Source organism: Brachybacterium muris, from assembly GCF_016907455.1.
GTDB classification, from domain to species: Bacteria; Actinomycetota; Actinomycetes; order Actinomycetales; family Dermabacteraceae; genus Brachybacterium; species Brachybacterium muris.
Window position 1 is genome coordinate 3,514,422 of record NZ_JAFBCB010000001.1, and the last position, 24,245, is coordinate 3,538,666.

Here is a 24,245-nt window from a genome sequence, read left to right on the forward strand (position 1 = left end):
TCCGTCATGCTCCCAGTGCGACGTACAGCTTGCCGTCCGTGCCCTTGGCGATCTTCATCGGGGAGGGATCATCGGCGTGGATGTTGTGCACCAGCACCACACGGCCCTCCGCATCGAGGTTCGCCTCGAAGTGGTCGCGGGTGAGGTGAGTGGCCTTGCCCCCCAGGTCCTGATCGTCGATCGCCTGCTGGGTGGACTCCACGCAGGTGTCCTGGAGGATCGAGCTGTCGTCGATGCCCTTGCCGGTGAGCGGGTCCATCTGCAGCGCGCAGGAGGCGGCGGGGTCGTCGTCGGACAGTCCCATCAGGTAGGCGATCACGGTGTCCTTGGCGGCGTCGAGGTCGGCGTCGGTCGGGTCCTGGACCGGGGTGTCCACGTAGACGTCCGAGCCGGGCAGGCCCACGGTGCCCGTGGGCTCCTCGGTGGTGGGCGCCTCGGACGTCGGCTCCTCCGTGGTGGGTGCCTCAGAGGTTGGCGAGTCCGATGTCACCGGGTCGGTGGGGTCCTCGAGGGTGGTCTGCTCCGAGGTGGGACCGGCCGACGGCGACTCGGTGGGATCATCCCCGCCGTTCATCGACAGCAGTGCGAGACCGCCGCCACCGGCTGCCAGCGCCAGCAGCGTCAGGCAGCCGCAGGCGCCCACGATCCAGGGCCACGGCTTCTTCTTCTGCGGTGGCTGGCCACCATTCGGGGCCGGGTAGGGGGCTCCGGCACCTGCCGGGGCACCCGGTCCGGCGGAGGCACCCGGGCCGCCTGCGGCGCCGGGGTATCCGTTGCCTGCGGCCGGCGGCGGGGGCGGGGAGCCCCACTGGCCGCTGCTGGGAGGCTGGCTCCCGCCCTGCGGCGCACCACCCTGCGGCGCACCACCCTGCGGCGCACCGCCCTGAGGCTGCTGGGGGGACGGGTTGCCGGGGTAGGGGCTGCTCATGTCCTCGAACCTTTCGACGTAGTCCCCACCAGCGTACCGGGGCGCACCTCCGGTCCCGCCGGGATTCCCGCGCGGGGCAGGTCTGTGCTCGCTCAGGTCTGTCCCCACTCGGTCCAGTCAGTCCAGGCGGATCTCGCGGCCCTCGGCGGCCGAGGTGTACACCGCCTCGAGGATCCTCGCCATCTCCACCCCGTGCTCGGCCGGTGCGACGGACTCGGCACGCCCCAGGGAGGCGCCGACGAAGTTCGCGATCTCGTTGCCGAAACCGGCACGCATCTCGAAGGTGCCCGAGGAGATCTGCGGGGTGATGTTGACGACCGAGTCGTGCATCTCCGTGGCGATCTGCAGGGTGGGCTCCAGATCCGCGCCGCCCTTGGTGCCGTGCACCGACACCGCGGTGGAGTCCTTGGTGGCGTGCAGGGAGTAGGAGCACTCCAGCAGCAGGGAGGCGCCGTTCTCGAAGCGCACCACGGCGTTGGCCATGTCCTCCACGGTGTTCTTGTCCGGGTCGTAGTCCGAGACCTTGTACCGGGGCATGGTGGTGATGTTGGCGCGGTTGCCGAGGACCTCGTAGGTGTTGCCGGAGACCGACACCGCCTTCGGGCAGCCCATCAGGTACCAGGCCAGGTCCAGCACGTGGATGCCAATGTCCAGCAGGGGGCCGCCGCCGGCGATCTCCTTGTCGGCGAACCAGCCGCCGGGATTGCCCATGCGGCGGATCAGGCCGGCCTTGGCGTAGTACATCTCGCCCAGCTGCCCGGCGTCGATGAAGGACTTCAGCACCTGGCAGTTCGGGGAATGACGGCGCACGAAACCCACCTGGACCACCCGGTCGCTCCTGCGCACCGCGTCCTGGATGGCGGTGGCCTCGGCGACGGTGCGGGCGATCGGCTTCTCCACCAGCACATGCTTGCCGGCCTCGACGGCGGCGATGGTCCAGGTGGCGTGGGAGTCGTTCCACGTGCACACGCTGACACCGTCGATGTCGTCCTGCGCCAGCAGCTCATGGGCGTCGGCGTAGGAGCGGGAGGCACCGAACTCCTGGGCCACGGTGCGGGCGCGGTCGGCGTTGATGTCGCTGATGGCGATGATCTCCACGCCGGGATGGGCGGCGTAGGCCTCGAGGTGGGCGCGGGCGATGCTGCCGGCGCCGATGACGCCGACTCGGAACATGGTCATGGATGGGTCTCCTCAGGGGATGGGGTGGGGACGGAAGAACGGGCGGGGAAGGTGCCTCAGGCCTCGGCCAGCAGGCGCTTGGCGTTGGCGATGCCGCGCTCGCAGCCCACCAGGCAGTCCTCCCAGCCCTCGAACTCGATCGCGGCGTAGCCGGAGAAGTCGGAGTCCTTGATGGCGCGGGCCACCGCACGCAGGTCGATGTCGCCGTTGCCGACCACTGCCCCGCGCAGGTGCTTGCCGCCGCGGCTGCGGAACCAGCCCGCGCCCGGATCCTGCTGGGCGGGCCGGATGTAGAAGTCCTTGAAGTGCACCACCATCGCGTAGGGCAGGTTCTGGGCCACCGACACCTCGGGCTGCTCGTCCACGCACACGAAGTTGCCCACGTCCAGGGTGGTGCGGAAGTTCGGCTGGTCCACCGCGTGGATGATGCGCCGCACCCTGTCGGCGGACTGCACGAAGAAGCCGTGGTTCTCCAGGCTGGTGGTGATGCCCTTGGTGGCCGCGTACTGCGCGATCTCCGTGCAGGCGGCGACGATCCCCGGGAGAGCACGCTCGAACAGCGGGGTGTCATCACCGGGCAGGCCGGGGTGGCCGGCCACGTCGTGCCGCATCCGTTCGATCCCCAGGCGCTCGGCGAGGTCCACGTACTGCTTCACCCGCTCCACCTGGCGTGCCACCTCCGCGGGATCCTCGGAGGTGAAGTCAGCACCGATCGCCAGGTTGGACAGGACGACGCCGGCGCTCGCCGCCTTCTCGCGGATCTGGTCCACGTAGGCGGGGTCCGAGGCGATGCTGGGCACGGGGTCGTCGGTCTGCTCGCTGAGGGAGGCCAGCTCGAGGTGCTCACCCTCGGAGGCCGCCACCCAGTCGATCACCTCCGGCAGCGTCATCTCTCCGCTGGAGAGCTTGGAGTGGAAGCTGTAGGAGCTGAATCCGAAGCGGATCTGGTCGGTCACGGGGTTCCTTCCGGGTGGGCGTCTGCGGGGCGGGGATGATCGGGTGGTGCCGGGAAGCGGTGCCAGGGCGGGGGCACCTCCAGCACGCCGGTGACCTGCACGGAGCCGTGCTCGAAGGCGAGGCCCAGCGCACCGACGAGAGCGCCGTCGGTGGTGAGGCGTGCGGTGCGGAAGACGGGCTTCCCGGGGCTGGTGAGCAGGTGGTGCACGTGGTGGCGCAGTGGGTCCAGCAGCAGGTCGCCGGCGCGGGACAGACCGCCGCCGATCACCACCTGCTCAGGGTCCACGGTGAGCAGCAGGGTGGCCAGGCGCGGTGCGATCTCGGCGCAGAACGCGTCGATCTCCGCCAGGGCCGCCTGGTCCCCGTCGGCCGCTCGAGCGAACAGCGGTGCGGCGTCGTCCCCGGTGGACCAGTGCAACCGGCCACGCCGGGAGGTGCTGGTCCACCGCATGCCGCGCTGCGTGCCCAGCTCACCGGCGAGCCGGTGGCGGCCCTGCAGAATCCGGCCGCCCAGGATGAGGGCCACGGAGATGCGGTGACCGATCTGCACGAAGGCGATGTCGGCGGGGCGGGCGGAGAGGTGGTGCTCGGCGTAGGCGGCGAGCTTGATGTCGTTCTCCACCGCCACCGGGCAACCCAGGCGCAAGGACAGCTCCGAGGCGATGTCCGTGCCCTCCAGGTCCTTCACCGCGAGACTCTGGGCGAGCCGGCCATCCGCATCGAGGATGCCGGGCACGGCGATGCCCACGACCGCCGGGGAGAGGCGTTCATCGGTCCCGCCCTCGTCAGCGGCGTCCTGCACCACCTGAGCGACTGCACCCAGACGGGCAGCAGCGCCGTTTCCGGCGTACTCGCGGCGCCCGGTGGCGACCATCCGGCCTGCAGCATCGGTGAGCAGGCACCGCACGGAGCGGTCGCCGATGTCCACCGCCGCCACGGTCGCCGCCCCGGGATGGAACGCGAATCGGCGGGCCGGCCTGCCGGGGGAGGAGGCAGGCGCGGCGGGCACGATGCGCACGGGCCCGGTCTCTACGAGGGAGGTGAGCACGGCGTCCACCGTGGGGCGTGACAACACGGTCTGCTCGGCCACCTCGGCCAGGGTGAGGGGCTCGTTCGCCGCACGCAGTGCCAGCAGGCAGGCGCGCGCATTGCCCTGGCCCACAGCAGCGCTGTCGGCGGTGACCATGGTGCCCTTCGACGGGATTATGAAACCCGGTTGTGTAAATGCTTGGGTTCAGTCTTCGCCGCGTCGGGAGTCCTGTCAAGGTCGTCCCGGTACCGTGACCGCAGGAGGCGATGCCCATGATCGACAGCCCCGCGACCACCCCATCGATCCCCACCCTGCAGCAGACCTACGCCGAGACCGTGCCCGAGCTCTCGGTGCCACACCAGGCAGAGGCGCCCCCCTCGCCCCAGCTCACTTGGCTGAACGAAGAACTTGCGACCGAGCTCGGGTACGACCCGGAGTGGCTGCGCGGGCCCGAGGGACTCGCGCTGCTCACCGGACAGGTCCCCGACACCACCGCTCAGGTGTACGCCGGGCACCAGTTCGGACAGCCCAACCCCCAGCTGGGCGACGGTCGCGCCGTGCTGCTCGGTGACATCCTCGATCCCAATGGCCGACGCTTCGACCTGCACCTCAAGGGCGCAGGGCGCACCCCGTTCGCGCGCGCCGGTGACGGCAAGGCACCGCTGGGCCCGATGCTGCGCGAGGCCGTGATCGGGGAGTCCTTGCACGCGCTGGGCATCCCCACCACGCGGGCCCTCGCGGTGGTCAGCACGGGGGAGCGGATCCGCCCCCGGCAGGGCATCACCCCCGAACCGGGCGCGATGCTCACCCGCGTGGCATCCAGTCACCTGCGCGTGGGCACATTCGAGTACGCCGCCTGGCACTTGGGCCCGGATGTGCTGCGCCCTCTCGCCGATCACGCCATCGACCGTCATCACCCCGAAGCGCGGGACGCCGAGAACCCGTACCTGGACCTGCTGCGATGCGTGGCCGAGGCGCAGGCCCGGCTCATCGCCCCATGGATGCTGGTGGGCTTCGTGCACGGCGTGATGAACACCGACAACATGACCATCTCGGGGCAGGGGATCGACTACGGGCCCTGCGCATTCCTGGACGAGCACCGGGCCCGCGCGGTGTTCAGCTCGATCGACCAGCAGGGGCGCTACGCCTACGGCAACCAGCCCGGCATCGCCCTGTGGAACCTCTCCCGCTTCGCCGAGACCCTGCTGCCGGTCATCGCCCCCGACGAGCCGGAGGCGGGGATCGAGGCTGCCACTGCCGTGCTGCAGGGCTACGAGCCCGCGTACCTCGATGCCTGGACCCGCGGTATGGCGGCCAAGCTCGGGGTCCCCGAGAGCCCTGGACCTGGCGCGGCTGCCGGCACCAGCACTGATGCCGCCTCCGACGCTGATGCCGCCTCCGACAGCGCTGGCGTCCACCTCGCGGCGGTCCGCGCACTCGGGGAGGACCTCTTGGCCCTCCTCGAAGCCCAGGCAGTGGACCACACGAGGTTCTTCCGCGCCCTCACGGGCGGCACCGCGCGCGAGCTGTTCGCGGATCCCGCCCCCTTCCAGCAATGGGACCGCAGACGCGTTGACCTGGGTGGATCCTCGCCCCGAGACGATGTGAACCCCGTGTACATCCCACGGAACGTCCATCTGGACGCCGCGCTGCGCGGGGCCCACCTCGGCGACCTCTCCGGCGTCGAGGAGATGATGGAGGCCGTGCGCTCGCCGTTCCACGCCCGCGCCCACCTGGAGCATCTGGCGGGGCCGGGTGAGGGTGGGGACGTGTTCCTCACCTACTGCGGAACCTGAGGGGAAGCGACCGCTGCCCCACCCTGTTCGTGCTCGGACCCTCGCCCATTCCCTCCGCTGGCTCCCACCGCTCGGTCGGCGGCTTCCGGGCGCCCGGTGCTACGGTCGCGACACGGGTCGGCACCTGTTCCCACAGCCCCGCGTTCAGCTCGGCGCCCGTGCAGCAGGGCCGTCCATCGACCGCTCTACACAAGGAGATGCACGATGACCGCGACGCTCACAGGCCGCAAGATCCTGATCATCACCACCAACTTCGGCACCGAGACCGACGAGATCCAGCGCCCCCTCGCAGAGCTGAAGGAGGCAGGCGCTGAGGTGGTCGTCGCCGCCGCCGAGCCAGGCCCGGTCAAGACCCTGAAGCTGGATCGTGAACCCGGCCCCGAGGTCCCCTCCGACATCCTGCTGGAGGATGCCGACGCCCATGAGTACGACGCCCTGGTGATCCCCGGCGGCACCCTCAACGCCGACACGCTGCGCGCCGAGGAATCCGCCCAGGAGCTGGTCAAGGCCTTCGCAGCCGACGGGAAGCCGGTCGCCGCGATCTGCCACGGCCCCTGGCTGCTGATCGACTCGGACCTGGTGGACGACCGCGACATGACCTCGGTCCCCACCATCAGCAATGACCTGCTGAACGCCGGCGCCACCTGGACGGATCAGGAAGTGGTGGTGGACACCGGCGGCGGCTTCCCGCTGATCACCTCCCGCAACCCCGATGATCTCGACGCCTTCAACGGTGCGATCATCAAGGCCCTGACCGCCTGAAGGCCCTGACGGCCCGACCCCTGACCCACGAAGGAGCAACGCCATGACCGAGAACCCGGACTTCCAGACCGAGCCCACCACCGGTGAGAGCATCGACGACGCCCTCGAGGCCGCCCGCCCCGGCGACCCGGAGCGTCCCGCCCCTGCCGAGGCCGACGGCGTGGGCCTGGACCGCACCGTCGAGCGCGGCCAGGAGGACCTCGCAGCTGCTGAGCAGGGCAACCGCGATCAGGACGAGATGCGCTCCGAGGGCGACGACGTCGACGACCTGGCCGGCAATCAGCCGCTGGTCTGACCCCTGACGGGAGCTGGTAGGCGCTGGGCAGATCAGCTGCCCAGTGCCTCCAGGATCGCTTCGTCGACGGCCCGCCGGGCCTGCAGGTGCTCCTCGACGTCGTAGCTGAAGTGCGCGTAGGTGAGGGCGCCGCCCTCGTCCACCAGGGCGGCGGCGCGATCGTGGCCGACCAGCGAGGCCAGCCAGGTCAGCGCCCGGTGGTCGGCCATCCCCTGCGCGAACACGCGGTGCCGCAGGGATACCCAGGGGGTGCCGTCGGGCCCGGGGTACACGGCGTAGGAGGCGCCCCCGTAGAAGCCGCCGCCCGCGCAGGTCTCGGTGAACGGGTCGATGGGCTTCAGCGCGAACTGTGCCCACCAGAAGTTGTAGCCCCAGTGCAGGAACCCCGGGGCGTGGTGGACGAACAGCTGCCGGCCCAGCACCCGGTTGCGCACCGAGGGCAGGGAGATGAAGCGGTTGGCCACCTCGCGGTCCTGCGCCACGCAGTAGTACACCCACGGGTTGCGACCGGCGTCGAGGAACGGTTCCACATGGTCCGTGGCCACGATCGGGATGTCCACCACCCCCTGCTCGGCGAACTCGAGTGAGCTGAGCGCGTCCACCACATCGGCTCCCTCGAGCAGGTCGCTCACCTGCTCCTTCGCCGCCCGGTAGTCCTCCAGGCCCTGCACGCTGGGCTCATCGCTGATGTGCCACAGCACGCGGCCCTCCCAGGTGGCGGTCAGATGCTCGAGCAGCGCGGGGATCAGCGCCACCATCAACCGGCGGTACTCGGGGTCGGTGGCGGCCACGTGCCAGCCGAAGCGGTCCTCGATCCCGTCGGCGGTGCGGACCTGGATGGCGGGGGTGAAGCGGGCACCCCACTGGGTGAACAGGTGCGCCACCTCGATCGACACCATGCCCACCTCGCGGCAGATCCTGAGCCAGCGGTCCAGTTCGGTGAAGTCGAAGCGGTACTCACCGCTCTCCTCGCTGATGCCCACCAGTTGCACGGTGGGGCGCTTGTGGCCCTCGGCGGTGTCCAGCGGAGGCGTCCAGGTGGGGGTGAGCACGGAGTTCACGTCCATCTCGCGGGCTGAGCGCAGGAACGCCTCGATCAGCTCCCAGTGCCGCTCGGAGAACACCTCGACGTCGTCGTAGGAGGACAGGGAGTCGGCGTGGAACCAGTGGGTGTTGACGATCTCCAGCGGCGGCAGCTGATGGGGATGGATCTGCAGGCGGAGGGTGTGCTCCTCCCAGGGCCCGTCACTGCCGGCGGGCCGCAGCCGCATCAGCAGCTCGTGCTCCCCGGCCAGCAGGGCGTCCTCCACCAGCACGTCGATCCACAGCGCCTCCCAGCACCCGGGGGTGAGGGGGGCGAGCACGACGGTGCGGTCGCCGGCATCGGTGTCGGGACCGCCCGCGCCGGCCTCCCCGGTGAGCGGCTCCAGCACGTCGGGGTACTCGCCTGGCTCGGTGACCAGGTAGTGCTCATCGGGGTCCTCGGGGGCGGGGGTCGAGACCGGCACGCGCCGCACCGCTCAGGGTCGTGTGTGCCGCGAGGTCTCCCAGCAGCTCCACCTCGACCGCCGCCGTCATGCCCGCGCTGCGAGGGGCCGGGCGCTCGCCGGCCCCGTCCGCGAGCGCGTCGGCGCAGCCCTCCCCGGCCTCGAGCCTCACCGCGATCTGCACGGACAGTCGCTCCCCGAGGAAGCCGGAGGCGTGCACACCTCCGATCAATGAGGCCGGGCGGGGTTCCGCCCTGCCCATCAGCTTCACGAGGCTGTCCATCAGAACGGTCTGCACGGTGCTCACTCCTGCGGCGGGGGCGGGGACGACGACGTCGGCCCTCCATCCTCTCATCGGACGTCTGCTCGGGCATGCCGACCGACAGGAAAAACCGTTGCGCACGTTCCCCGACGGTCCTACGGTGATCCCACACCGAAAGGAGGTGATCCGAGGAATGATTTCCCATCGGACATGTGAGGTGGCTCGCCGCTGAGGCGACCATCGGCCCGAACCGTCGGATCGCTCCGGCGGCTCATCGGATCGACGGACCGCAGCGAATCCACTCGAGCTGCCCGGACCCGCAGGGGTCGGACTCGTCCCCCGACCGGCGCCCAGCGCGACCTGCGGGTCTGCCCATGCCCGGATACGCCGAGTGCACCGACCCGGCCGGCCGATCCTGCGCAGCACAGGGCCTGGGCGGTGACCATGGGGAGGAGTACCCATGGACGGTGACGCAGGTCGCACGTACCGTGCCCTCATGGGCGCCACCAGCACACTCGACCACTCCCCGCGACTGACCGAGCTGCCGGGCGCCTCGCGTCTGCTGCGGATCGACGAGTCCACCTTCGCCTGGGTGATCGCACAGGTGCGGGACGGGAGTGCCCCGAGCTCGGAGACCGCGGCCGCCCAGGCCCATCAGGCCGGCCTGCTGCAATCCGCGGACCCCGTCGAGGTGGAACCCCATTGGGACGCCCTCCTGCGCCGCGCCATCACCTCCCCCGTGCGCATCGACATGGTGAGCGTGGACGGCGCGCGGGCGTGGGCCACCACCGTGCACGTGGCCGGAGAGATCCAGCTGGTGATCGACCAGGTGCGCGAGGTGACCTCCAGTGACTCCACGGTGTCCCTCGGTGCCCGCAGCTCGGCGCTCACCCTGGCCGTGGGCCGCATCGAGCACTTCTCCGACCTGATCACCGCGCTGGTGCCCCAGCGCCCCGCCTTCGGTGCGGATCCGTCCGAATCCCTGACGGCGCCGGAGGCTCCCGGAGCGACGACGGACCCGCCCTCGGTGGACCCGCCATCCGTGGCCCAGGTGCAGGTCGTGGTTTCCGCGAACCCGGCCACCGGCGAGCCGATGATCCGCGACCGCTCCTGGTACGCCTTCGGGGCCGACGGAACGGTGCTCGCGACGCTCACCGGCACTGGCGAGGCCACTACCGCCGAGCCCGCCCCCGTCGGCGCGCTCACCGAGATCCTCAAGGCCGACCTGATCGCGGCCATCAACCACGTCACGGCCGACCGGGCGGACAGCGCTGACAACGCTGAGGGTGCCGGGCAGACCACCGAGGGGGATGAGCGATGAGCTTCCAGGGGATGGACCCGGACCAGGTGCGCGACCAGGCCGAGGGGCTCCGCACCGCAGCTGAGCGACTGGGGGAGGTGCTGGACCGGCTCGACGCCGCCACCCACGCCGTGGAATGGCGAGGCCCTGATGCCGATTCGTTCCGCGAGAACTGGCACGTGGTGCGCAGCCAGGGCGAGTCGGTGGTGGTCCCGGGCATTCGGGACCGCTCCGGCGAGCTGGAGCGTCACGCCGAGGAGCAGGACAAGGCCTCCTCCAACGGGGACTCCGGGGGCGGGTTCTGGGACGGCGTGGTTGACTTCTTCAGCGGTGCGGCGGAGAAGATCTCCGACTTCGCCTCCGGGGTGGCCGGGGTGGTGGACTGGGTGGCCGATGAGATCGGGGAGCAGATCGCCGGGTGGCCGGATGACCTGCGGGACTACCCGGGCATCCTGCTGGGCAACCTGCAGGAGTTGGGCAGGTCCACCACCGGCCTGCTCGGGATGGCCGCCGACGCCGTCATGAATGGGGAGTGGCCGCGCCTGACCGAGCTCGGGGTGGGCCTGATCGATGCCGGTCTCGACGGCATCAACACCCTGGTGCACGCGACGACCGGCCTGGACCTCAATCTGGCCGACGACGGGACCGGTTATGCCGACGCCCCTCAGCAGGTGGAACTGGGCGGGCCGGGTGATCCCGGTTACGTCGATCCGCACTCCCTGGCAGACATCATCAACAACACCAATGCCAGTTACGGTGCACCGGAGGACGGGCAGGTGGGGCTGACCGTGGTGCGCGATGCCCAGGGGAACCCCACCGGGGTGATCGCCAACATCCCGGGGACGGAGCAGTGGAGCCCGTTCGCCTCGGACAATCCGATGGACCTCTCGGGCAACGCCGCGCAGGCGGGCCCCAACGGGTGGTCCGCGGGCTCGGAGGCGACGGCCGATGCGATCGCACAGCTCTATTCCGACCTGGACCTCCCCCCGGGCACGCCTCTCATGCTGAACGGTCATTCGCAGGGCGGGATGATCGCCTCGAGCCTCGCTGGGGACCCGGATTTCTCGAATCAGTTCAACGTCACGAATGTGATGACCTACGGTTCTCCCGTGCAGAACTATCCGGTGAACTCCGGGACGGATTATCTGCACATCCAGCACGGGAACGACCTGGTCCCGAAGATAGATGCCGGCGGGCGCGACGTCTTCCTCAATCCCCCTGTGGTCTCGCCCAATGTGACGACGGTGACGGCGGATTCCCCGGGAGGGATCTTCTCGCCGGGCGACAACCACTCCTCCGGGGAGTACCACACCACCGTCACCGAGCAGCTGGCGCAGAACGGCTCGCAGCTGCATCAGTATCAGCACAGCGGATCAGTGGCCGACTTCCTGGTGGGGGACACCGGCTATGCCGATCACTACGTCTCCGACGTGCATCGCAACAACTAGGCCTGCGTCGCGACAGCTGAGGCCTGGGTCGAGACAGCTGAGGCCTGCCTCGCGCCCTGACCCGGCGGTCGCCGGTGGCGCCCTGTCGTCCACAGCCCTTTCGCGTTAGAGCTCGGGACGCAGGGGGCTGCAGTCCCGGGGTGCTCGAGGCTGTCGAGGTTCCTCCCCATGCCACGGCTTTCCACATGTCTCTCCACATCTCGCAGGTAGTAGGGGGTATTGAAGTTCCTCCCCAGAACGCACTTGTGCACATATTCGTCCACATTTCTGTCCCCACTCATGTTCGCTTTCATGCTCCCCGATACGCTTATCCACAGATTCTCGGTGGCCCTTTCGTACGGGCATTCGAAAGAGTAGTCTGGATGTACTGATCGGCTGTGGGGAGGTGGAGGCATGGGTGGGGAACTGTTCACCCCGGTACGGCGCTGGCCCGTGCGCGCACGCTCACCCCTCACGCAGGAGCGGATCATCGACGAGGTGGACGCTCCGTCGGGCGACCCGCAAGCCGCTCTGGCCTGCCGCATGCACGAGCGGATGAAGACCCGCACCCGCCTGTACGCCCGGCAGCTGCGCGACATGGCCACGTTCTTCCACTACGACCCTGATGCCCAGGGCGCACTGGACGAGGCCGACATCTCCGCGATCAAGATCGCCGTGGGCCTTCGCACCTCATCCTTCCGGGCCGGCGCCATGATCCGGGATGCCCACCGCGCCGTCGAGCAGATGCCAGGCACCTTCCACCGCCTGGCCGAGGGGGAACTGCCAGAGGAGTGGCACGTGCACCTGCTGCGCCTGGTGCGGCCGCTGGACGAGGGCCACGTCCAGCACATCGACGAGCACGTGGCCAGCTGGGACCTCGCCTCGATCTCCCGTGATCAGTTTGTGCGCCACCTGCGCCGGTTGGTCGCGATGGTCACCGCACTGGATACCCCGAAACCGCCGTCGGCACTGCGCAGCGTGGACCTCCACCTCGCCGATCCCGAGCTGGGCACGGCCTCCCTCACCATCACCGGCCCGATCCCGGAGATCATGGCCCTCTCACACCGTCTGGACGTGTGCGCCCATGCCGTGCAGAAGGCGCAGCGTGCCGCCCTGCAGGACGAGAACGCAGCGGAGATCCCCTTCGACATCGACGGTGACGTGCTCGAGCGGGGCCGCCCACTGTCGCTGGCGGCGATCCGCTACGCGATCCTCACCCGCTCCGTGCTCGAGACGGGCACCGTGCAGGTGCCGGCCCCACGGTTCAAGCTGTACGTCACGGTCCCGGCGCTGACCCTGCAGGGTCGCTCGGAGATGCCGGGGATGCTGAACGGCCTGGTGCCCGTCCCCGTCGATCAGGCCCGCGCGCTCGCCGGCGGCGAGTCCACCTGGTTCCGGATCCTCACCGATCCGGCGACAGGTGCGTACCTGCCCGCCGCGCCCACCACCTACCGGCCCCCGGCGGCTCTTCTCGAACAGCTCCGGTTCCGGCATCCCACCTGCAACGCCCCGGGCTGCACCAGGCCCACCATCCTCGCCAGCGAGGCCGACCACATCATCGAGTTCAACCACCTCGACCCCAGCGGTGGCGGCCCCACCAGCCTCGAGAACCTTCACCTGCTGTGCTGGCTGCACCACAAGTGGAAGACCCTGGGTCGGCTCGACCCCGTGCGCGACGACGCAGATCTCCACAACAGCTGGCCCTCGGGCATGGACCGCACGCTGTGGACCATCGACGGCAAGATCACCACCACCACGTGGGACGACCGCGACCTGGTCGCCCCGCAGCTCGCCGCCGAGATGAACGAGGAATGGCGCGAGCAACAGGGCCGTCATGGACCCCGGAGGCGCCCCCGCGGTGACACCTCCGCAGCGGGGGACGACGATCCCTCCGGGAACAGGCATGCGAACACCCCGGGTGCTGCGGGGAACGACCTGACCGGGGCTGACGATCCGATCAGCCAGTACGGCGATCCTCCGTTCTGAACTGAACTGAACTGAACTGAGCTGAGCACGGGCCGTGTCGCCCTGCCGGCCCCGCGTCCCGGTGCCCTGACCCCCTGCCGCCCTGATACGCGATGGCCCGGGCGTCGGGGACAATCAGGGGATGGAACCTATGGGACGGAGGATCGCCATGGCAGGACTGCTCGGCACCCTGCTGGCCGCCTGCGGTGTGAACCGCGGGCCCGATGACGCCACTGTCACCGCGGCCCTGCAGCAGGCCGTCGAGGGCAGCGAGCACTACGTCGTCGGCAGCATCCGCTACCTGAGCTCCTTCAGCCGAGGCACCGCGATCGACGGAGCCCTCACCCTGCGCGCCGCGGACCACGACGAACTGCTCACCGCCTACGACGACGTCCTGCAGCGCCTGTCGGCCGCCTACCGGGAGCTGTCGCCGAAGGACCCCGCCCAGGTCGCTGTCATCGCGCGTGCGGAGGCCGACCGCGGTCTCTCCGCCGCCGCCGAGGACGTCGTGCCCCCGGCGTCCGCCGGTCACCCCGACACCGACGACCTCGCCGCCCACTACGGCACCTGACCACTACGGCACCTGACCACGACGGCACCTGAGTACCCTCGAGGCATGACCAGCACCCCCATGAACCCGCCCGTCGAACTGATCGCCCCGGAGATCGACGAGACCGCCGTGGTGCGCATGGGCTCCCGCGATCCCGAGGCCCCCGTCGTGCTGCTGCTGCACGGCCTGGGCAGCCACGAGCGCGACCTCACCGGGCTGGTGCCGTACCTGCCGCCCAGCTTCGCCTACGCATCCCTGCGCGGGATCTACCGGTACGTGCAGGGCTACGCCTGGCTCGAGTCCGACATCGACCCCGCCGCCACCGAGAAGATCCAGACCTCCGCCGCGGCCGTCGAGACCTGGATCGCCCAGCAGAGCGCCCCGGTGGTGGGCGTCATCGGCTTCTCCCAGGGCGGCATCCTGGGCCTGCAGCTGCTGCGCCGCGACCCCCGCGCCCTGGACTGGATCGTGCAGCTCTCCGGAGCGCCCTTCCCCGCACCCATGCCCGGCGATGCGGCGCTCGCCGAGGTGAAGCCGCCCGCTCTGTGGGGCCACGGCGGCCTGGACCCCCTGTTCGACGAGGACCGTGAGCAGCGGGTGCGGGACTTCATGCGCGAGCACACCGCCCTGGAGGAGGAGCGTCGCCCTCACCTGGGCCACGCCGTCGACGAGGTGGAGCTGCGGGCCATCGCCGCGTTCCTGCAGCGCCGGGCCGACGAGTGGGCCTGACCTGACGAACGCGCCTGACCTCACGGGACGCCGTATCACGGATCGCCGCAGGTCTCGGCACCGCCGGCTGCCCGGTCCACATCACCGGTGACGGCACAGCATGCAGCCGGTAGTCTGCTCTCATTCCGCGCCGAGAGACGCCGCGGATCGAGGAGAACCAGGAGAACATGAGCGCCGCAAGCGACGCACCCGGTGACAGTCCCAGGCCTTCGGGCCTGCACGTGACACCAGTGACCGGGAGGATCCGTCCGTGGATCTGATCGGCCCCCTCATATCCTTGGCGGTCAGCCTGCTGCTGATCGCCGCCTGCGGCGGATTCGTCGCCGCCGAGTTCGCCCTGATCACCGCCAACCGCAACGACGTCGAAGCCGCTGCGGCCAAGGGCGACAAGCGCTCCCAGGGAGTGCTGGAGGGCATGAAGACCCTCTCCACCCAGCTGTCCGGCGCCCAGCTCGGCATCACCGTGACCAACCTGGGCATCGGCTTCCTCGCCGAACCCGCGATCGCCAAGCTCGTGGGCCCGCCGCTGATCGACGCCGGTCTCAGCGATCTCGCCGCCCGCTCGGTCTCGGTGGCCATCGCCCTGGTGCTCGCCACCGGGCTCACCATGATCTTCGGTGAGCTGGTCCCCAAGAACCTGGCGATCGCCGAACCGCTGCGCACCGCCCGCGCCGTCGTCGGCTTCCAGCGCGGTTTCACCTCCGTGTTCCGCTGGCCGATCCGCCTGTTCAACGGCAACGCCAACGCCATCATCCGCAAGATGGGCATCGAGCCGCAGGAGGAGCTCAGCTCCGCCCGCAGCCCCGAGGAGCTCTCCGCCCTGGTGCGGCGCTCCGCCGACGAGGGTGCCCTGACCGCTGACACCGCCGACCTGGTGGAGCGCACCCTCGCCTTCGGCGACCGCCGTGCCCACGACGCGATGGTGCCCCGCGGCCGCATGGACACCCTGGACGTGGACGACTCCGTGCAGGACCTGCTGGAACTGGCCCGCACCACCGGCCACTCCCGCTTCCCCGTGCTGGACGACGAGGGCGAGGTGGCCGGGGTCGCGCACATCCGTCGCGGCCTCGCGGTTCCCTTCGAGCAGCGCCCCACCACCCGCGTGGACTCCGTGATGGGCAGTGCCACCTTCGTCCCGGACACCGTGCCGCTGGACGACCTGATGGACACCCTGCGTGCCGGAGGCCTGCAGATGGCCCTGGTGGTCGACGAGTTCGGCGACACCGACGGCCTGATCACCCTGGAGGACCTGGTCGAGGAGATCGTGGGCGAGGTGCGCGACGAGCACGACGACGAGACCGACGACGTGCCCGACCCCGACGGCTCCTGGGACCTCGACGCGATCCTGCGACCGGACGAGGCCAGCGGCCGCCTGGGTGTCACCGTTCCCGAGCACGAGGACTACGAGACCCTGGGCGGCCTGGTCACCATGGAACTGGGACGCCTGGCCGAGGTGGGCGACGAAGTGGTCGTCCCCACCGACCCCGAACCGGGGGAGGACCCCGCCCAGCTGCGCCTCGAGGTGCGCGAGATGGACGGCCTGCGCATCGAGACCCTGCACGTCAGCATCGAGCCTCCCGCCGATGACGACGGCCCGCGCTCCCCGAGCTCCCCGCGGTCGCCGCACTCGCCCAGTTCCCCGAGCACCCCGAACGGACCGGGCGGCTCCCACGCCGCGACATCCCGGCGCTCCAGCGATGAGGAGGCACAGCGATGAGCTTCCTCACCGGTATCGCCCTGACCATCGTGCTGCTGATCGCCAACGCGTTCTTCGTGGGCGCCGAGTTCGCCCTGATCAGCGCCCGCCGCTCGATCATCGAGCCCCAGGCCCACGAGGGGAAATGGGCCGCCAAGGTCACCCTGAACGCGATGGAGCACGTCTCGCTGATGATGGCCGGAGCCCAGCTGGGCATCACCGTGTGCTCCCTGGCGCTCGGTGCGATCAGCGAGCCCGCCATCGCCCACGTGATGGAGGGCCCCTTCGAGTGGCTGGGCGTTCCCGACGCCCTGGTGCACCCCATCTCCTTCGCGATCGCCCTGACCCTGGTGACCTACCTGCACGTGGTGTTCGGCGAGATGATCCCCAAGAACATCGCCCTGGCCGGACCCGAGCGGATGGCCCTGGTGCTGGGCCCGATCCTGTCCGGCGTGGTGTTCGTGCTGCGCCCGGTGCTGTGGGCCATGAACGGCATCGGCAACCTGGTGCTGCGCATGTTCGGCGTGACTCCCAAGAACGAGGTGACCAGCGTGTTCACCCGTGACGAGGTGGCGGCGATGGTGAGCGAGTCCCACGACGGCGGCCTGCTGGAGGACAATGACGAGGCCCTGCTGCTGGGCGCGCTCACCTTCGAGCAGCGCAGCCTGGTGAACCTGGTGATCCCCCTGGACCGGGTCTCCACCCTGCCCGCCGGGGTCAGCGCCGCCCAGGCGGAGGAAGCCGCCATCGACGGCTTCTCCCGCTTCCCCATCAAGGCGGCCGACGGCACTCTCGAGGGCTACGTCCACATCAAGGACCTGCTGGAGTCGGCCGCCGAGGCCCGCAACCTGCCGATCCCCGCGGACCGCATCCGCGCACTGCCCCGCGTGGGTGCCGACCAGCCGCTGCGTGCGGCCCTGGCCAGCATGCAGGCCAGCGGTGCCCACCTCGGTGCCGCCACCGACCGCACCGGTCGCGTGATCGGCATCGTCACCCTCGAGGACATGCTGGAGGAACTGGTGGGACAGATCCGCGACGACTCCCGGGCCGCGGCATGAGCCCCGCGCCTGCCGGGCCCGGCTCTGCGGCGTCGGGCCCGGCGCAGAACCTCTGGGAAGCGGCAGTGGCCCGCAACCCCGAGCATGCCCGGGGCTACGCGGACCGGTGGCGACGCATCGAGGCCTCCGGCCAGGACATCCACGGTGAGGCACGGCTGATCGACGCCATGGCCGCCCGGGGCTCGCGGGTGCTGGACGCCGGCTGCGGCACCGGCCGACTGGGCGTCTACCTCGCCGGCGTCGGGCACCACGTGACCGGCGTGGACCTGGACCCCACCCTGATCGGGGTGGCCCGCCAGGACCATCCCGCCGCACGCTGGGAGACGGGGAACCTCGCCGAGCTGGACCTGCGGGACGAGCACGGGCAGCGCGAACTGTTCGACCTGGTGGTGTGCGCCGGGAACGTGCTCACCTTCCTCTCCGGCGCCGAGCGCGTCCCGGCCCTCACCCGGATCGCGCAGCACCTGGCGCCCGACGGGCGGTTCGTGGCCGGCTTCGGCCCGGGGCGCGGATACCCCGTCGGCCGCTTCGAGGTCGATGCCGCGAGCGCGGGCCTGCGTGTGCAGCAGCGCTTCGCCGGCTGGGACCTGCAGCCCCGCGGCGAGGGAGCCGAGGGTGACGACGAGTTCCTGGTGGCGGTGCTGACGCAGGCCTGATGCCGTGGGGTGACGCACCGGATGTGACGTACCACCGGGCGGAACGGCCTGCGGCCGCGGCGAAACCGGCGTTACGGTGAGGGCGAGCACGACGACGTGTCGCTGCGGGTCAGTTCCTTCGCCCGACGGAAAGGTCCGCGATGGCCCCTCCGCTGCCTGTTCCCCGGCCGCTGCCCCGAGCCGAGAGCCGGGAGATCACCTCACCCGCTGCCCCGGCCCCCACCGTCGCCCCCGATGGCAGTGACGCACCGGTCCAGGAGACCCACGGTGCCGTGCCCGTGTACTTCATCTCCGACTCCACCGGCATCAGCGCCGAGACCATGGGCAACGCCCTGCTCGCCCAGTTCCCCACCGTCCCGTTCGAACGCCGCCTGATCCCCTTCCTGCGCACCACCAGGGAGGCGGAGGAGGTGCGCGAGCAGCTGAACCAGGCGATGGACGGGCCCGTGGAGCCGATCGTGTTCCTCACCGTGGTGGACGAGGAGGTGCGGGAGGTGCTGCTGGGCACCCGCGCCCCCGTGATCGACTTCGTCTCCGGGCACCTGGCCCGCATCGAGGCGCAGCTGGGTCTCTCCAGCGACCACGCCCCCGCTCGCTTGCACGGCGTGGGCGACGTGCGCCGCTACAACCGGCGGATGCAGGCCGTCGAGTTCGCGATCGAGCACGACGACGGCCAGTCCGTGCGCGCCATCCAACGGGCCGACGTGATCCTCATCGCCCCCTCCCGCTGCGGGAAGACCCCCACCAGCATGTACCTGGCCCTCATGCACGGCGTGTTCGTGGCGAACTACCCGCTGGTGGACGAGGACCTCGAGAACGGCAACCTGCCCCAGACGATCGCCGACCTGTCCGATCGCTGCTTCGGGCTGCTCACCAGCCCGAAGCGCCTCTCCGAGGTGCGGGGGGAGCGCAGGCCCGATTCGCGGTACGCCTCGGTGGACCAGACCCACTGGGAGCTCTCCCGCGCCCGCCGCATCTACGACTACTACGGCATCCCTTTCGTGGACTCCTCGAGCAAGTCCGTCGAGGAGATGTCCACACTCATCCTGCAGTCCCTCACCGACCGCCCCGCCCCCTGACCCCCCGATCCTGCTGTAGGACGCAATGAAGCGCACCCATCGCGGCACCGCCGCCGGAAGGAGCATGACCATGACCTCCAGCATCCGTTGGTTCTCCGAACTCGGAATGGCCGACCTCGAGCAGGTGGGAGGCAAGAACTCCTCCCTCGGCGAGATGGTCTCCAACCTCGCCCGCCTCGGCGTGCACGTGCCCGACGGCTTCGCCACCACCGCCGACGCCTACCGGGAGTTCCTGGGTGCCACCGGCCTGGCCGAGCGGATCGACGGGATGCTCACCGGCCTGGACACCGACGACACCATGGCGCTGACCGACACCGGCAAGAAGATCCGCGACATGGTCGTCGCCCAGCCCTTCCCCGCCCAGCTCGAGGCCGACATCCGCGAGGCATACGAGAAGCTCGCCGCCGGCAGCGGCGCCGAGGCATCCTTCGCGGTGCGCTCCTCCGCCACCGCCGAGGACCTCCCCGACGCCTCCTTCGCCGGCCAGCAGGAGACCTTCCTGAACGTGCGCGGCATCGACGCCGTGCTCACCGCGATCCGCGAGGTGTTCGCCTCCCTCTACAACGACCGCGCCATCGCCTACCGCGTCCACCACGACTTCGACCACGCCTCCGTCGCACTCAGCGCCGGCGTGCAGAAGATGGTGCGCTCCGACATCGGCGCCAGCGGCGTCATGTTCACCGTGGACACCGAGTCCGGCTTCGACCAGGCAGTGTTCATCACCTCCGCCTACGGCCTGGGCGAGGGCGTGGTGCAGGGGGCCGTCAACCCCGACGAGTTCTACGTGTACAAGCCCGCCCTGCGCGCCGGGAAGGCCGCGATCCTCAAGCGGGCCGTGGGCGACAAGGCCACCAAGATGATCTACACCCAGGACACCGAGGTGGGCCGCACCACCGAGTTCGTCGAGGTGGATCCCGCCGAGCAGGCGAAGCTGTCCCTCACCGACGAGCAGGTGCTGGACCTGGCCCGCCAGGCCCTCATCATCGAGGAGCACTACGGCCGCCCCATGGACATCGAATGGGGCCTGGACGGCGTCGACGGGCAGATCTACGTGCTGCAGGCCCGCCCCGAGACCGTGCAGTCCCGCGCCGGCTCCACCGTGGAGAAGTACCACCTGTCCTCCCGCGGCACCGTGCGCGCCGAGGGCCGGGCGATCGGCGCCAAGATCGGCTCCGGCCCCGTCTCGGTGCTCACCTCACTGGACCAGATGCACGACTTCCAGCCCGGCTCGGTGCTGGTGGCCGACATGACCGACCCCGACTGGGAGCCGATCATGAAGCGCGCCTCCGCGATCGTCACCAACCGCGGCGGCCGCACCTGCCACGCGGCGATCATCGCCCGTGAGCTGGGGATCCCCGCCGTGGTGGGCACCGGCACCGCCACCCGTGAGCTCAAGGACGGTGAGGAGGTCACCGTCTCCGCCGCCGAGGGTGACACCGGATTCGTGTACGAGGGGCTGCTGGACTTCAACGTCTCCACCTCCCAGGTGGACTCGATGCCGGAGGTGCCCACCTCGATCATGATGAACGTGGGCAACCCCGACCAGGCCTTTGCCTTCTCCCGCCTGCCCAACGCCGGTGTGGGCCTGGCCCGCCTGGAGTTCATCGTGAACCGCCAGATCGGCATCCACCCCCGCGCCCTGCTGGAGCTGGACACCCTCCAGGCCGAGCACCCGGACGTGGCCGCCAAGGTGAAGGAGGCCATCGCCGCCTACGACAGCCCCCGCGACTTCTTCGTGCAGCGTGTCGCCGAGGGCGTGGCCACCATCGCCGCGGCCTTCGCCCCCAACCCCGTGATCGTGCGGATGAGCGACTTCAAGTCCAACGAGTACGCGAACCTGCTGGCCGGCGAGGTGTACGAGCCGCACGAGGAGAACCCGATGATCGGGTACCGCGGTGCCTCCCGCTACCTCTCCAAGGACTTCGCGGACTGCTTCGCGATGGAGTGCGAGGCCCTGCGCTACGTGCGTGAGGACATGGGCCTGGACAACGTGAAGATCATGATCCCCTTCGTGCGCACCCCCGCGGAGGGCAAGGGCGTCATCGACCTGCTGGCCCAGCACGGCCTGCGCCGCGGGGAGAACGACCTGCAGGTGGTGATGATGTGCGAGGTGCCCTCCAACGCCATCACCCCCGAGCTGTTCCTCGAGCACTTCGACGGGTTCTCCATCGGCTCCAACGACATGACCCAGCTGACCCTGGGCCTGGACCGCGACTCCGCCCTGGTGGCAGAGACCTTCGACGAGCGCGACCCGGCCGTGAAGTTCATGCTGTCGCGCGCCATCGAGGCATGCCGCGTGGCTGGCAAGTACGTGGGCATCTGCGGTCAGGGCCCCAGCGACCACCCGGACCTCGCCGAATGGCTCGTGGACCAGGGCATCGCCTCGATGTCCCTGAACCCCGACACGGTGGTGGACACCTGGCTGAGGATCGCCCGCCGCGGGTGAGGCCGGGGGTCAGGCCTCCGGGTCCACCACCGGGATCTGGCCGGTGTGGCTGTTCTTGCCCGGGATGCTCGTGACCGTGGTCAGCAGGAACACGGTGTTCTCCAGGGCCTCTACCGAGTGCCGGTCGTGGGTGAGGGCTTCGACGTTGCCCTCCTGGATCACCACCGTCTCCTGGCCGGTGACCTGCAGGACCCCGCGGATCACCTGGATGGACGCGGCCGGCGGTGAGTTGTGCTCGGCCAGCTGCACGCCCTTTTTCAGGGCGATGACCGTCTGCCGCAGGGGCCCGTCGTGCACGAGGATCTCGGCATGGCGGCCGTTCGGTGCCTTGAGGGCCTTGTCGATCGTGAGGCTGATGGTGTCGGACAGTGCGGCCATGATTCCTCCTGAGGTGGCGGTGTGCCTGCCCAGTATCCGCCAGGAACTCCGTTTCGTCAGGCGGTTCGACCGGCACATGGTCGGGCCCGGGGAGGAGTCGTGCAGGTTCCGGGCGGGTGCGGCGGAGGGCAGAGCCACGCAGCGCGCACAGCCCTACGGTGCGAGAAGGGGCTCGGCAACGAACGCGCGGGCCGGGAGCGACGGGGGAGTCATGCACACCAGGAGCAGCGGCAGGGACGTGCGCCGACGCGTCGAACAGTTGGTCGGCGCGGTGATCCTCGCGCTGTCGGCGACGGCGTGCAGCGAGCTGGGGGAGGTGGTGGATCCCGACTGGCGGGCGATCTTCGAGGAGAACTCGGGTATCGACCTGCCCGCCGACGCCGAGTTCACGATGATCGCCCGATCCGACGGCGGGTTCACGGCCGACTTCGTGAGCATCTATCGGATCCACGTACCCGATCCGGAGCCCGGCGGCCTGTTCGATCCCGAGACCTACACCCGCGCAGCCGACGGCGGTGATGGCGAGCACCTTGCACGACTGACCGAGGAAGCCGGGGAGACCGGGGACGACGTGAGCGACGTGCACCCGACCCATTGCAAGTGGGACCTGGAGAACGAGCAGTTCTACGAGCTGATCCTGTGCCGCACCGCCGAGGACGGCGAGTTCCTGGCCTTCGAGACCCACGTCTGAGCTCCCGCCGACATCACCGGGCCCGACGGGCGGATCAGTCCCCGGCGAGCAGACGGGCGGCAGTACTGCGGGCCAACTGCAGCATTTCCCGCTCGCTGATCCCCAGCTCCCGGGCCGCTGCGGCCACGTCCCGGAACTCCGGTTCGCGACGCATCACGGCCCCGGACTCGTCGCGAGCCACCTTCACCCCGATCGACTGCCCCTGCACCTGGACCTGCTCGAAGGAACGGGAGCGGATCCGACGGGTCACCGCATGCATGCGCACCCCGAGGGTGCCCGTGGCCTGCATCATCGTCGCCGACACGGCGTCGACGTCGACCTCACGAGCCAGGGCGTGCACCGTGATCGCGGGCCGTCCGCGCTTCATCACGATCGGGGTGAGCCACGCATCGAGTGCTCCCTGTTCCAGCAGTGCCTCCACGGTGCCGGGCCAGAGCCTCGGATCCAGGTCATCCACGTTGGCCTCGATTTGCACGGCGGTGGCGGGGGTGTCGTGAGCGTCCGGGTGGGCGGGGCCGGTCCGAGTGACCGGCTCGCCGATCACCACGCGGACCACGTTGGGCCTGCCCAGGGTGTCCTTGGTGCCGGCGCCCACGCCGATTGCGCGCACCGTCATCGCCGGCTGCGGACCAGGTGTAGAAGCGAGTCCCCGCACCAGCGCCACACCGGTGGGGGTGGCGAGCTCGCCGATGCCGGGAGCGACACCCGGCGGGACCTGCCTGCCGCCGTGGGCGTGGGGGCCGCCCTGGGCGTGGGCGGGAAGGTGCTCGTCATCGACGTGGTGGTGATCGCCGTGCGAATGATGATCGTCGTGGTCGTGGTCGTGGTCGTGGTCGTGGTCGTGGTCGTGCGAGTGCTGATGCCCGCGGGAGGGGAGGATCTCACCGGCCACCGTCGGCCACCCGATGACGAGCCGGGCCACGGCCGGGACCGGCACCGGGATGTCCCCGTGAGCAGCGCGGATGCGGCCCGAGCCCACCGCGATCACGCTGCCGGCGCCATCGGTGATGCCCAGCTGGCGCCACGCCTCGCAGGCCCCGATCACATCGGCCAGGGAGTCCAGCGCGCCCACCTCGTGGAAGTGGACCTGATCGGCCGGGACGCCGTGGGTGGCACCCTCGGCCTCGGCCAGCCGCCCGAACACGGCGAGCGCCAGGTCGACGGTGCGCCTGGGCACCGAAGCGTTCGCGCGCGAATGCTCCAGCAGCTCGCGGACCGAGGCCCAGGTGCGGTGCGGCGGGTCCTCCACCAGCACCTCCACGTCCACCTTGGTGGCCTGCTGACCTGCACGATCCACCCCCGCTGCAGTGAGGCGCACGGAACCTGGGATCAGCGTGTCGAGCACGCTCTGCACGGCGTCGAGATCCGCACCGGCATCCACCAGCGCCCCGAGCAGCATGTCCCCGGCCACCCCGGCGGTGGCGTCGATCCAGGCGATGACCGGGTCGGCGTCGGGTGCGGACGAGACCTCGGGCACGGGGGAGTGGTCGGCCGTAAAGGGCTTGGGAGAAGTCATGCCCGTGATGCTACGGGGCCGTCACCAGGGGCCCCTCAGCTCATGGAGTAACTCGTCC

At 70.2% G+C, this 24,245-nt stretch carries 22 protein-coding genes; 14 read left to right on the forward strand and 8 right to left on the reverse strand.

Annotated elements, in window-relative coordinates; translation table 11 throughout:
* Positions 1–4: 4 nt before the first annotated feature.
* From JOD52_RS16235 to JOD52_RS16250, 4 genes are all read right to left on the reverse strand, one after another.
* Positions 5–928: a hypothetical protein gene (locus JOD52_RS16235; RefSeq protein ID WP_017823544.1), complete on the reverse strand. Its 924-nt coding sequence runs from the start codon at positions 926–928 to the stop codon at positions 5–7.
* A gap of 117 nt (positions 929–1,045) precedes the next feature.
* Complete coding sequence (locus tag JOD52_RS16240; protein WP_204411203.1) at positions 1,046–2,107, reverse strand: Gfo/Idh/MocA family protein; 1,062 nt, start codon at positions 2,105–2,107, stop codon at positions 1,046–1,048.
* Between the two features lie 56 nt (positions 2,108–2,163).
* Positions 2,164–3,063, reverse strand: coding sequence for a sugar phosphate isomerase/epimerase family protein (locus JOD52_RS16245; protein WP_017823546.1), 900 nt, complete (start codon positions 3,061–3,063; stop codon positions 2,164–2,166).
* Positions 3,060–4,250, reverse strand: coding sequence for an ROK family transcriptional regulator (locus JOD52_RS16250; RefSeq protein ID WP_017823547.1), 1,191 nt, complete (start codon positions 4,248–4,250; stop codon positions 3,060–3,062). The genes JOD52_RS16245 and JOD52_RS16250 overlap by 4 nt, the downstream gene beginning before the upstream one ends.
* Before the next feature lie 110 nt (positions 4,251–4,360).
* On the opposite strand from JOD52_RS16250, the gene JOD52_RS16255 reads away from it, so the two are divergent.
* From JOD52_RS16255 to JOD52_RS16265, 3 genes are all read left to right on the forward strand, one after another.
* Positions 4,361–5,890: a protein adenylyltransferase SelO gene (locus JOD52_RS16255; RefSeq protein WP_204411205.1), complete on the forward strand. Its 1,530-nt coding sequence runs from the start codon at positions 4,361–4,363 to the stop codon at positions 5,888–5,890.
* Positions 5,891–6,094: 204 nt separating this feature from the next.
* Positions 6,095–6,652, forward strand: a complete 558-nt coding sequence (locus JOD52_RS16260; protein WP_204411207.1) for a type 1 glutamine amidotransferase domain-containing protein — start codon at positions 6,095–6,097, stop codon at positions 6,650–6,652.
* Positions 6,653–6,695: 43 nt separating this feature from the next.
* A complete protein-coding gene (locus JOD52_RS16265; RefSeq protein ID WP_204411209.1) occupies positions 6,696–6,947 on the forward strand; it encodes a hypothetical protein in 252 nt (83 codons plus the stop codon).
* 32 nt (positions 6,948–6,979) lie between these two features.
* Here JOD52_RS16265 and JOD52_RS16270 read toward each other — a convergent pair whose 3' ends face one another.
* Both JOD52_RS16270 and JOD52_RS16275 read right to left on the reverse strand, forming a co-directional pair.
* A complete protein-coding gene (locus JOD52_RS16270) occupies positions 6,980–8,455 on the reverse strand; it encodes a DUF4091 domain-containing protein (protein ID WP_259884391.1) in 1,476 nt (491 codons plus the stop codon).
* On the reverse strand, positions 8,418–8,789 hold the full coding sequence (locus tag JOD52_RS16275) for a hypothetical protein (protein WP_204411214.1): 372 nt from the start codon (positions 8,787–8,789) through the stop codon (positions 8,418–8,420). Before JOD52_RS16275 ends, JOD52_RS16270 begins: the two co-directional genes overlap by 38 nt.
* A 403-nt stretch (positions 8,790–9,192) precedes the next feature.
* Between JOD52_RS16275 and JOD52_RS16280 the strand changes: the two genes are divergently transcribed.
* The 10 genes from JOD52_RS16280 (at position 9,193) to ppsA (ending at position 21,602) form a co-directional block, all read left to right on the forward strand.
* Positions 9,193–10,017 (forward strand): hypothetical protein, encoded by an 825-nt coding sequence (locus JOD52_RS16280; protein ID WP_204411216.1) that lies wholly within the window; start codon positions 9,193–9,195, stop codon positions 10,015–10,017.
* Positions 10,014–11,444 (forward strand): PGAP1-like alpha/beta domain-containing protein, encoded by a 1,431-nt coding sequence (locus JOD52_RS16285; RefSeq protein ID WP_204411219.1) that lies wholly within the window; start codon positions 10,014–10,016, stop codon positions 11,442–11,444. Before JOD52_RS16280 ends, JOD52_RS16285 begins: the two co-directional genes overlap by 4 nt.
* Positions 11,445–11,837: 393 nt before the next feature.
* A complete protein-coding gene (locus JOD52_RS16290; protein ID WP_204411222.1) occupies positions 11,838–13,409 on the forward strand; it encodes an HNH endonuclease signature motif containing protein in 1,572 nt (523 codons plus the stop codon).
* Between the two features lie 148 nt (positions 13,410–13,557).
* Positions 13,558–13,959, forward strand: a complete 402-nt coding sequence (locus tag JOD52_RS16295) for a hypothetical protein (RefSeq protein ID WP_017823556.1) — start codon at positions 13,558–13,560, stop codon at positions 13,957–13,959.
* Positions 13,960–14,004: 45 nt separating this feature from the next.
* Complete coding sequence (locus tag JOD52_RS16300; RefSeq protein WP_204411225.1) at positions 14,005–14,667, forward strand: alpha/beta hydrolase; 663 nt, start codon at positions 14,005–14,007, stop codon at positions 14,665–14,667.
* 250 nt (positions 14,668–14,917) lie between these two features.
* Positions 14,918–16,384, forward strand: a complete 1,467-nt coding sequence (locus JOD52_RS16305; RefSeq protein ID WP_204411227.1) for a CNNM domain-containing protein — start codon at positions 14,918–14,920, stop codon at positions 16,382–16,384.
* A complete protein-coding gene (locus JOD52_RS16310) occupies positions 16,381–17,421 on the forward strand; it encodes a hemolysin family protein (RefSeq protein WP_193865022.1) in 1,041 nt (346 codons plus the stop codon). The genes JOD52_RS16305 and JOD52_RS16310 overlap by 4 nt, the downstream gene beginning before the upstream one ends.
* Positions 17,418–18,077: a class I SAM-dependent methyltransferase gene (locus tag JOD52_RS16315; protein ID WP_239551944.1), complete on the forward strand. Its 660-nt coding sequence runs from the start codon at positions 17,418–17,420 to the stop codon at positions 18,075–18,077. The genes JOD52_RS16310 and JOD52_RS16315 overlap by 4 nt, the downstream gene beginning before the upstream one ends.
* A 140-nt stretch (positions 18,078–18,217) precedes the next feature.
* Positions 18,218–19,156, forward strand: coding sequence for a pyruvate, water dikinase regulatory protein (locus JOD52_RS16320; protein WP_204411229.1), 939 nt, complete (start codon positions 18,218–18,220; stop codon positions 19,154–19,156).
* Between the two features lie 70 nt (positions 19,157–19,226).
* Complete coding sequence (ppsA, locus tag JOD52_RS16325; RefSeq protein WP_204411231.1) at positions 19,227–21,602, forward strand: phosphoenolpyruvate synthase; 2,376 nt, start codon at positions 19,227–19,229, stop codon at positions 21,600–21,602.
* Positions 21,603–21,611: 9 nt separating this feature from the next.
* On the opposite strand, the gene JOD52_RS16330 is transcribed toward ppsA, so the two are convergent.
* Complete coding sequence (locus tag JOD52_RS16330; protein ID WP_204411234.1) at positions 21,612–21,980, reverse strand: cupin domain-containing protein; 369 nt, start codon at positions 21,978–21,980, stop codon at positions 21,612–21,614.
* Positions 21,981–22,191: 211 nt separating this feature from the next.
* Here JOD52_RS16330 and JOD52_RS16335 point away from each other — a divergent pair, with 211 nt between their 5' ends.
* On the forward strand, positions 22,192–22,671 hold the full coding sequence (locus tag JOD52_RS16335) for a hypothetical protein (protein WP_204411236.1): 480 nt from the start codon (positions 22,192–22,194) through the stop codon (positions 22,669–22,671).
* Positions 22,672–22,705: 34 nt separating this feature from the next.
* Here JOD52_RS16335 and larC read toward each other — a convergent pair whose 3' ends face one another.
* Positions 22,706–24,187 carry a nickel pincer cofactor biosynthesis protein LarC gene (larC, locus tag JOD52_RS16340; protein WP_239551945.1) on the reverse strand — a complete coding sequence of 494 codons (1,482 nt, stop codon included), beginning with the start codon at positions 24,185–24,187 and terminating at the stop codon, positions 22,706–22,708.
* Positions 24,188–24,245: the final 58 nt, after the last annotated feature.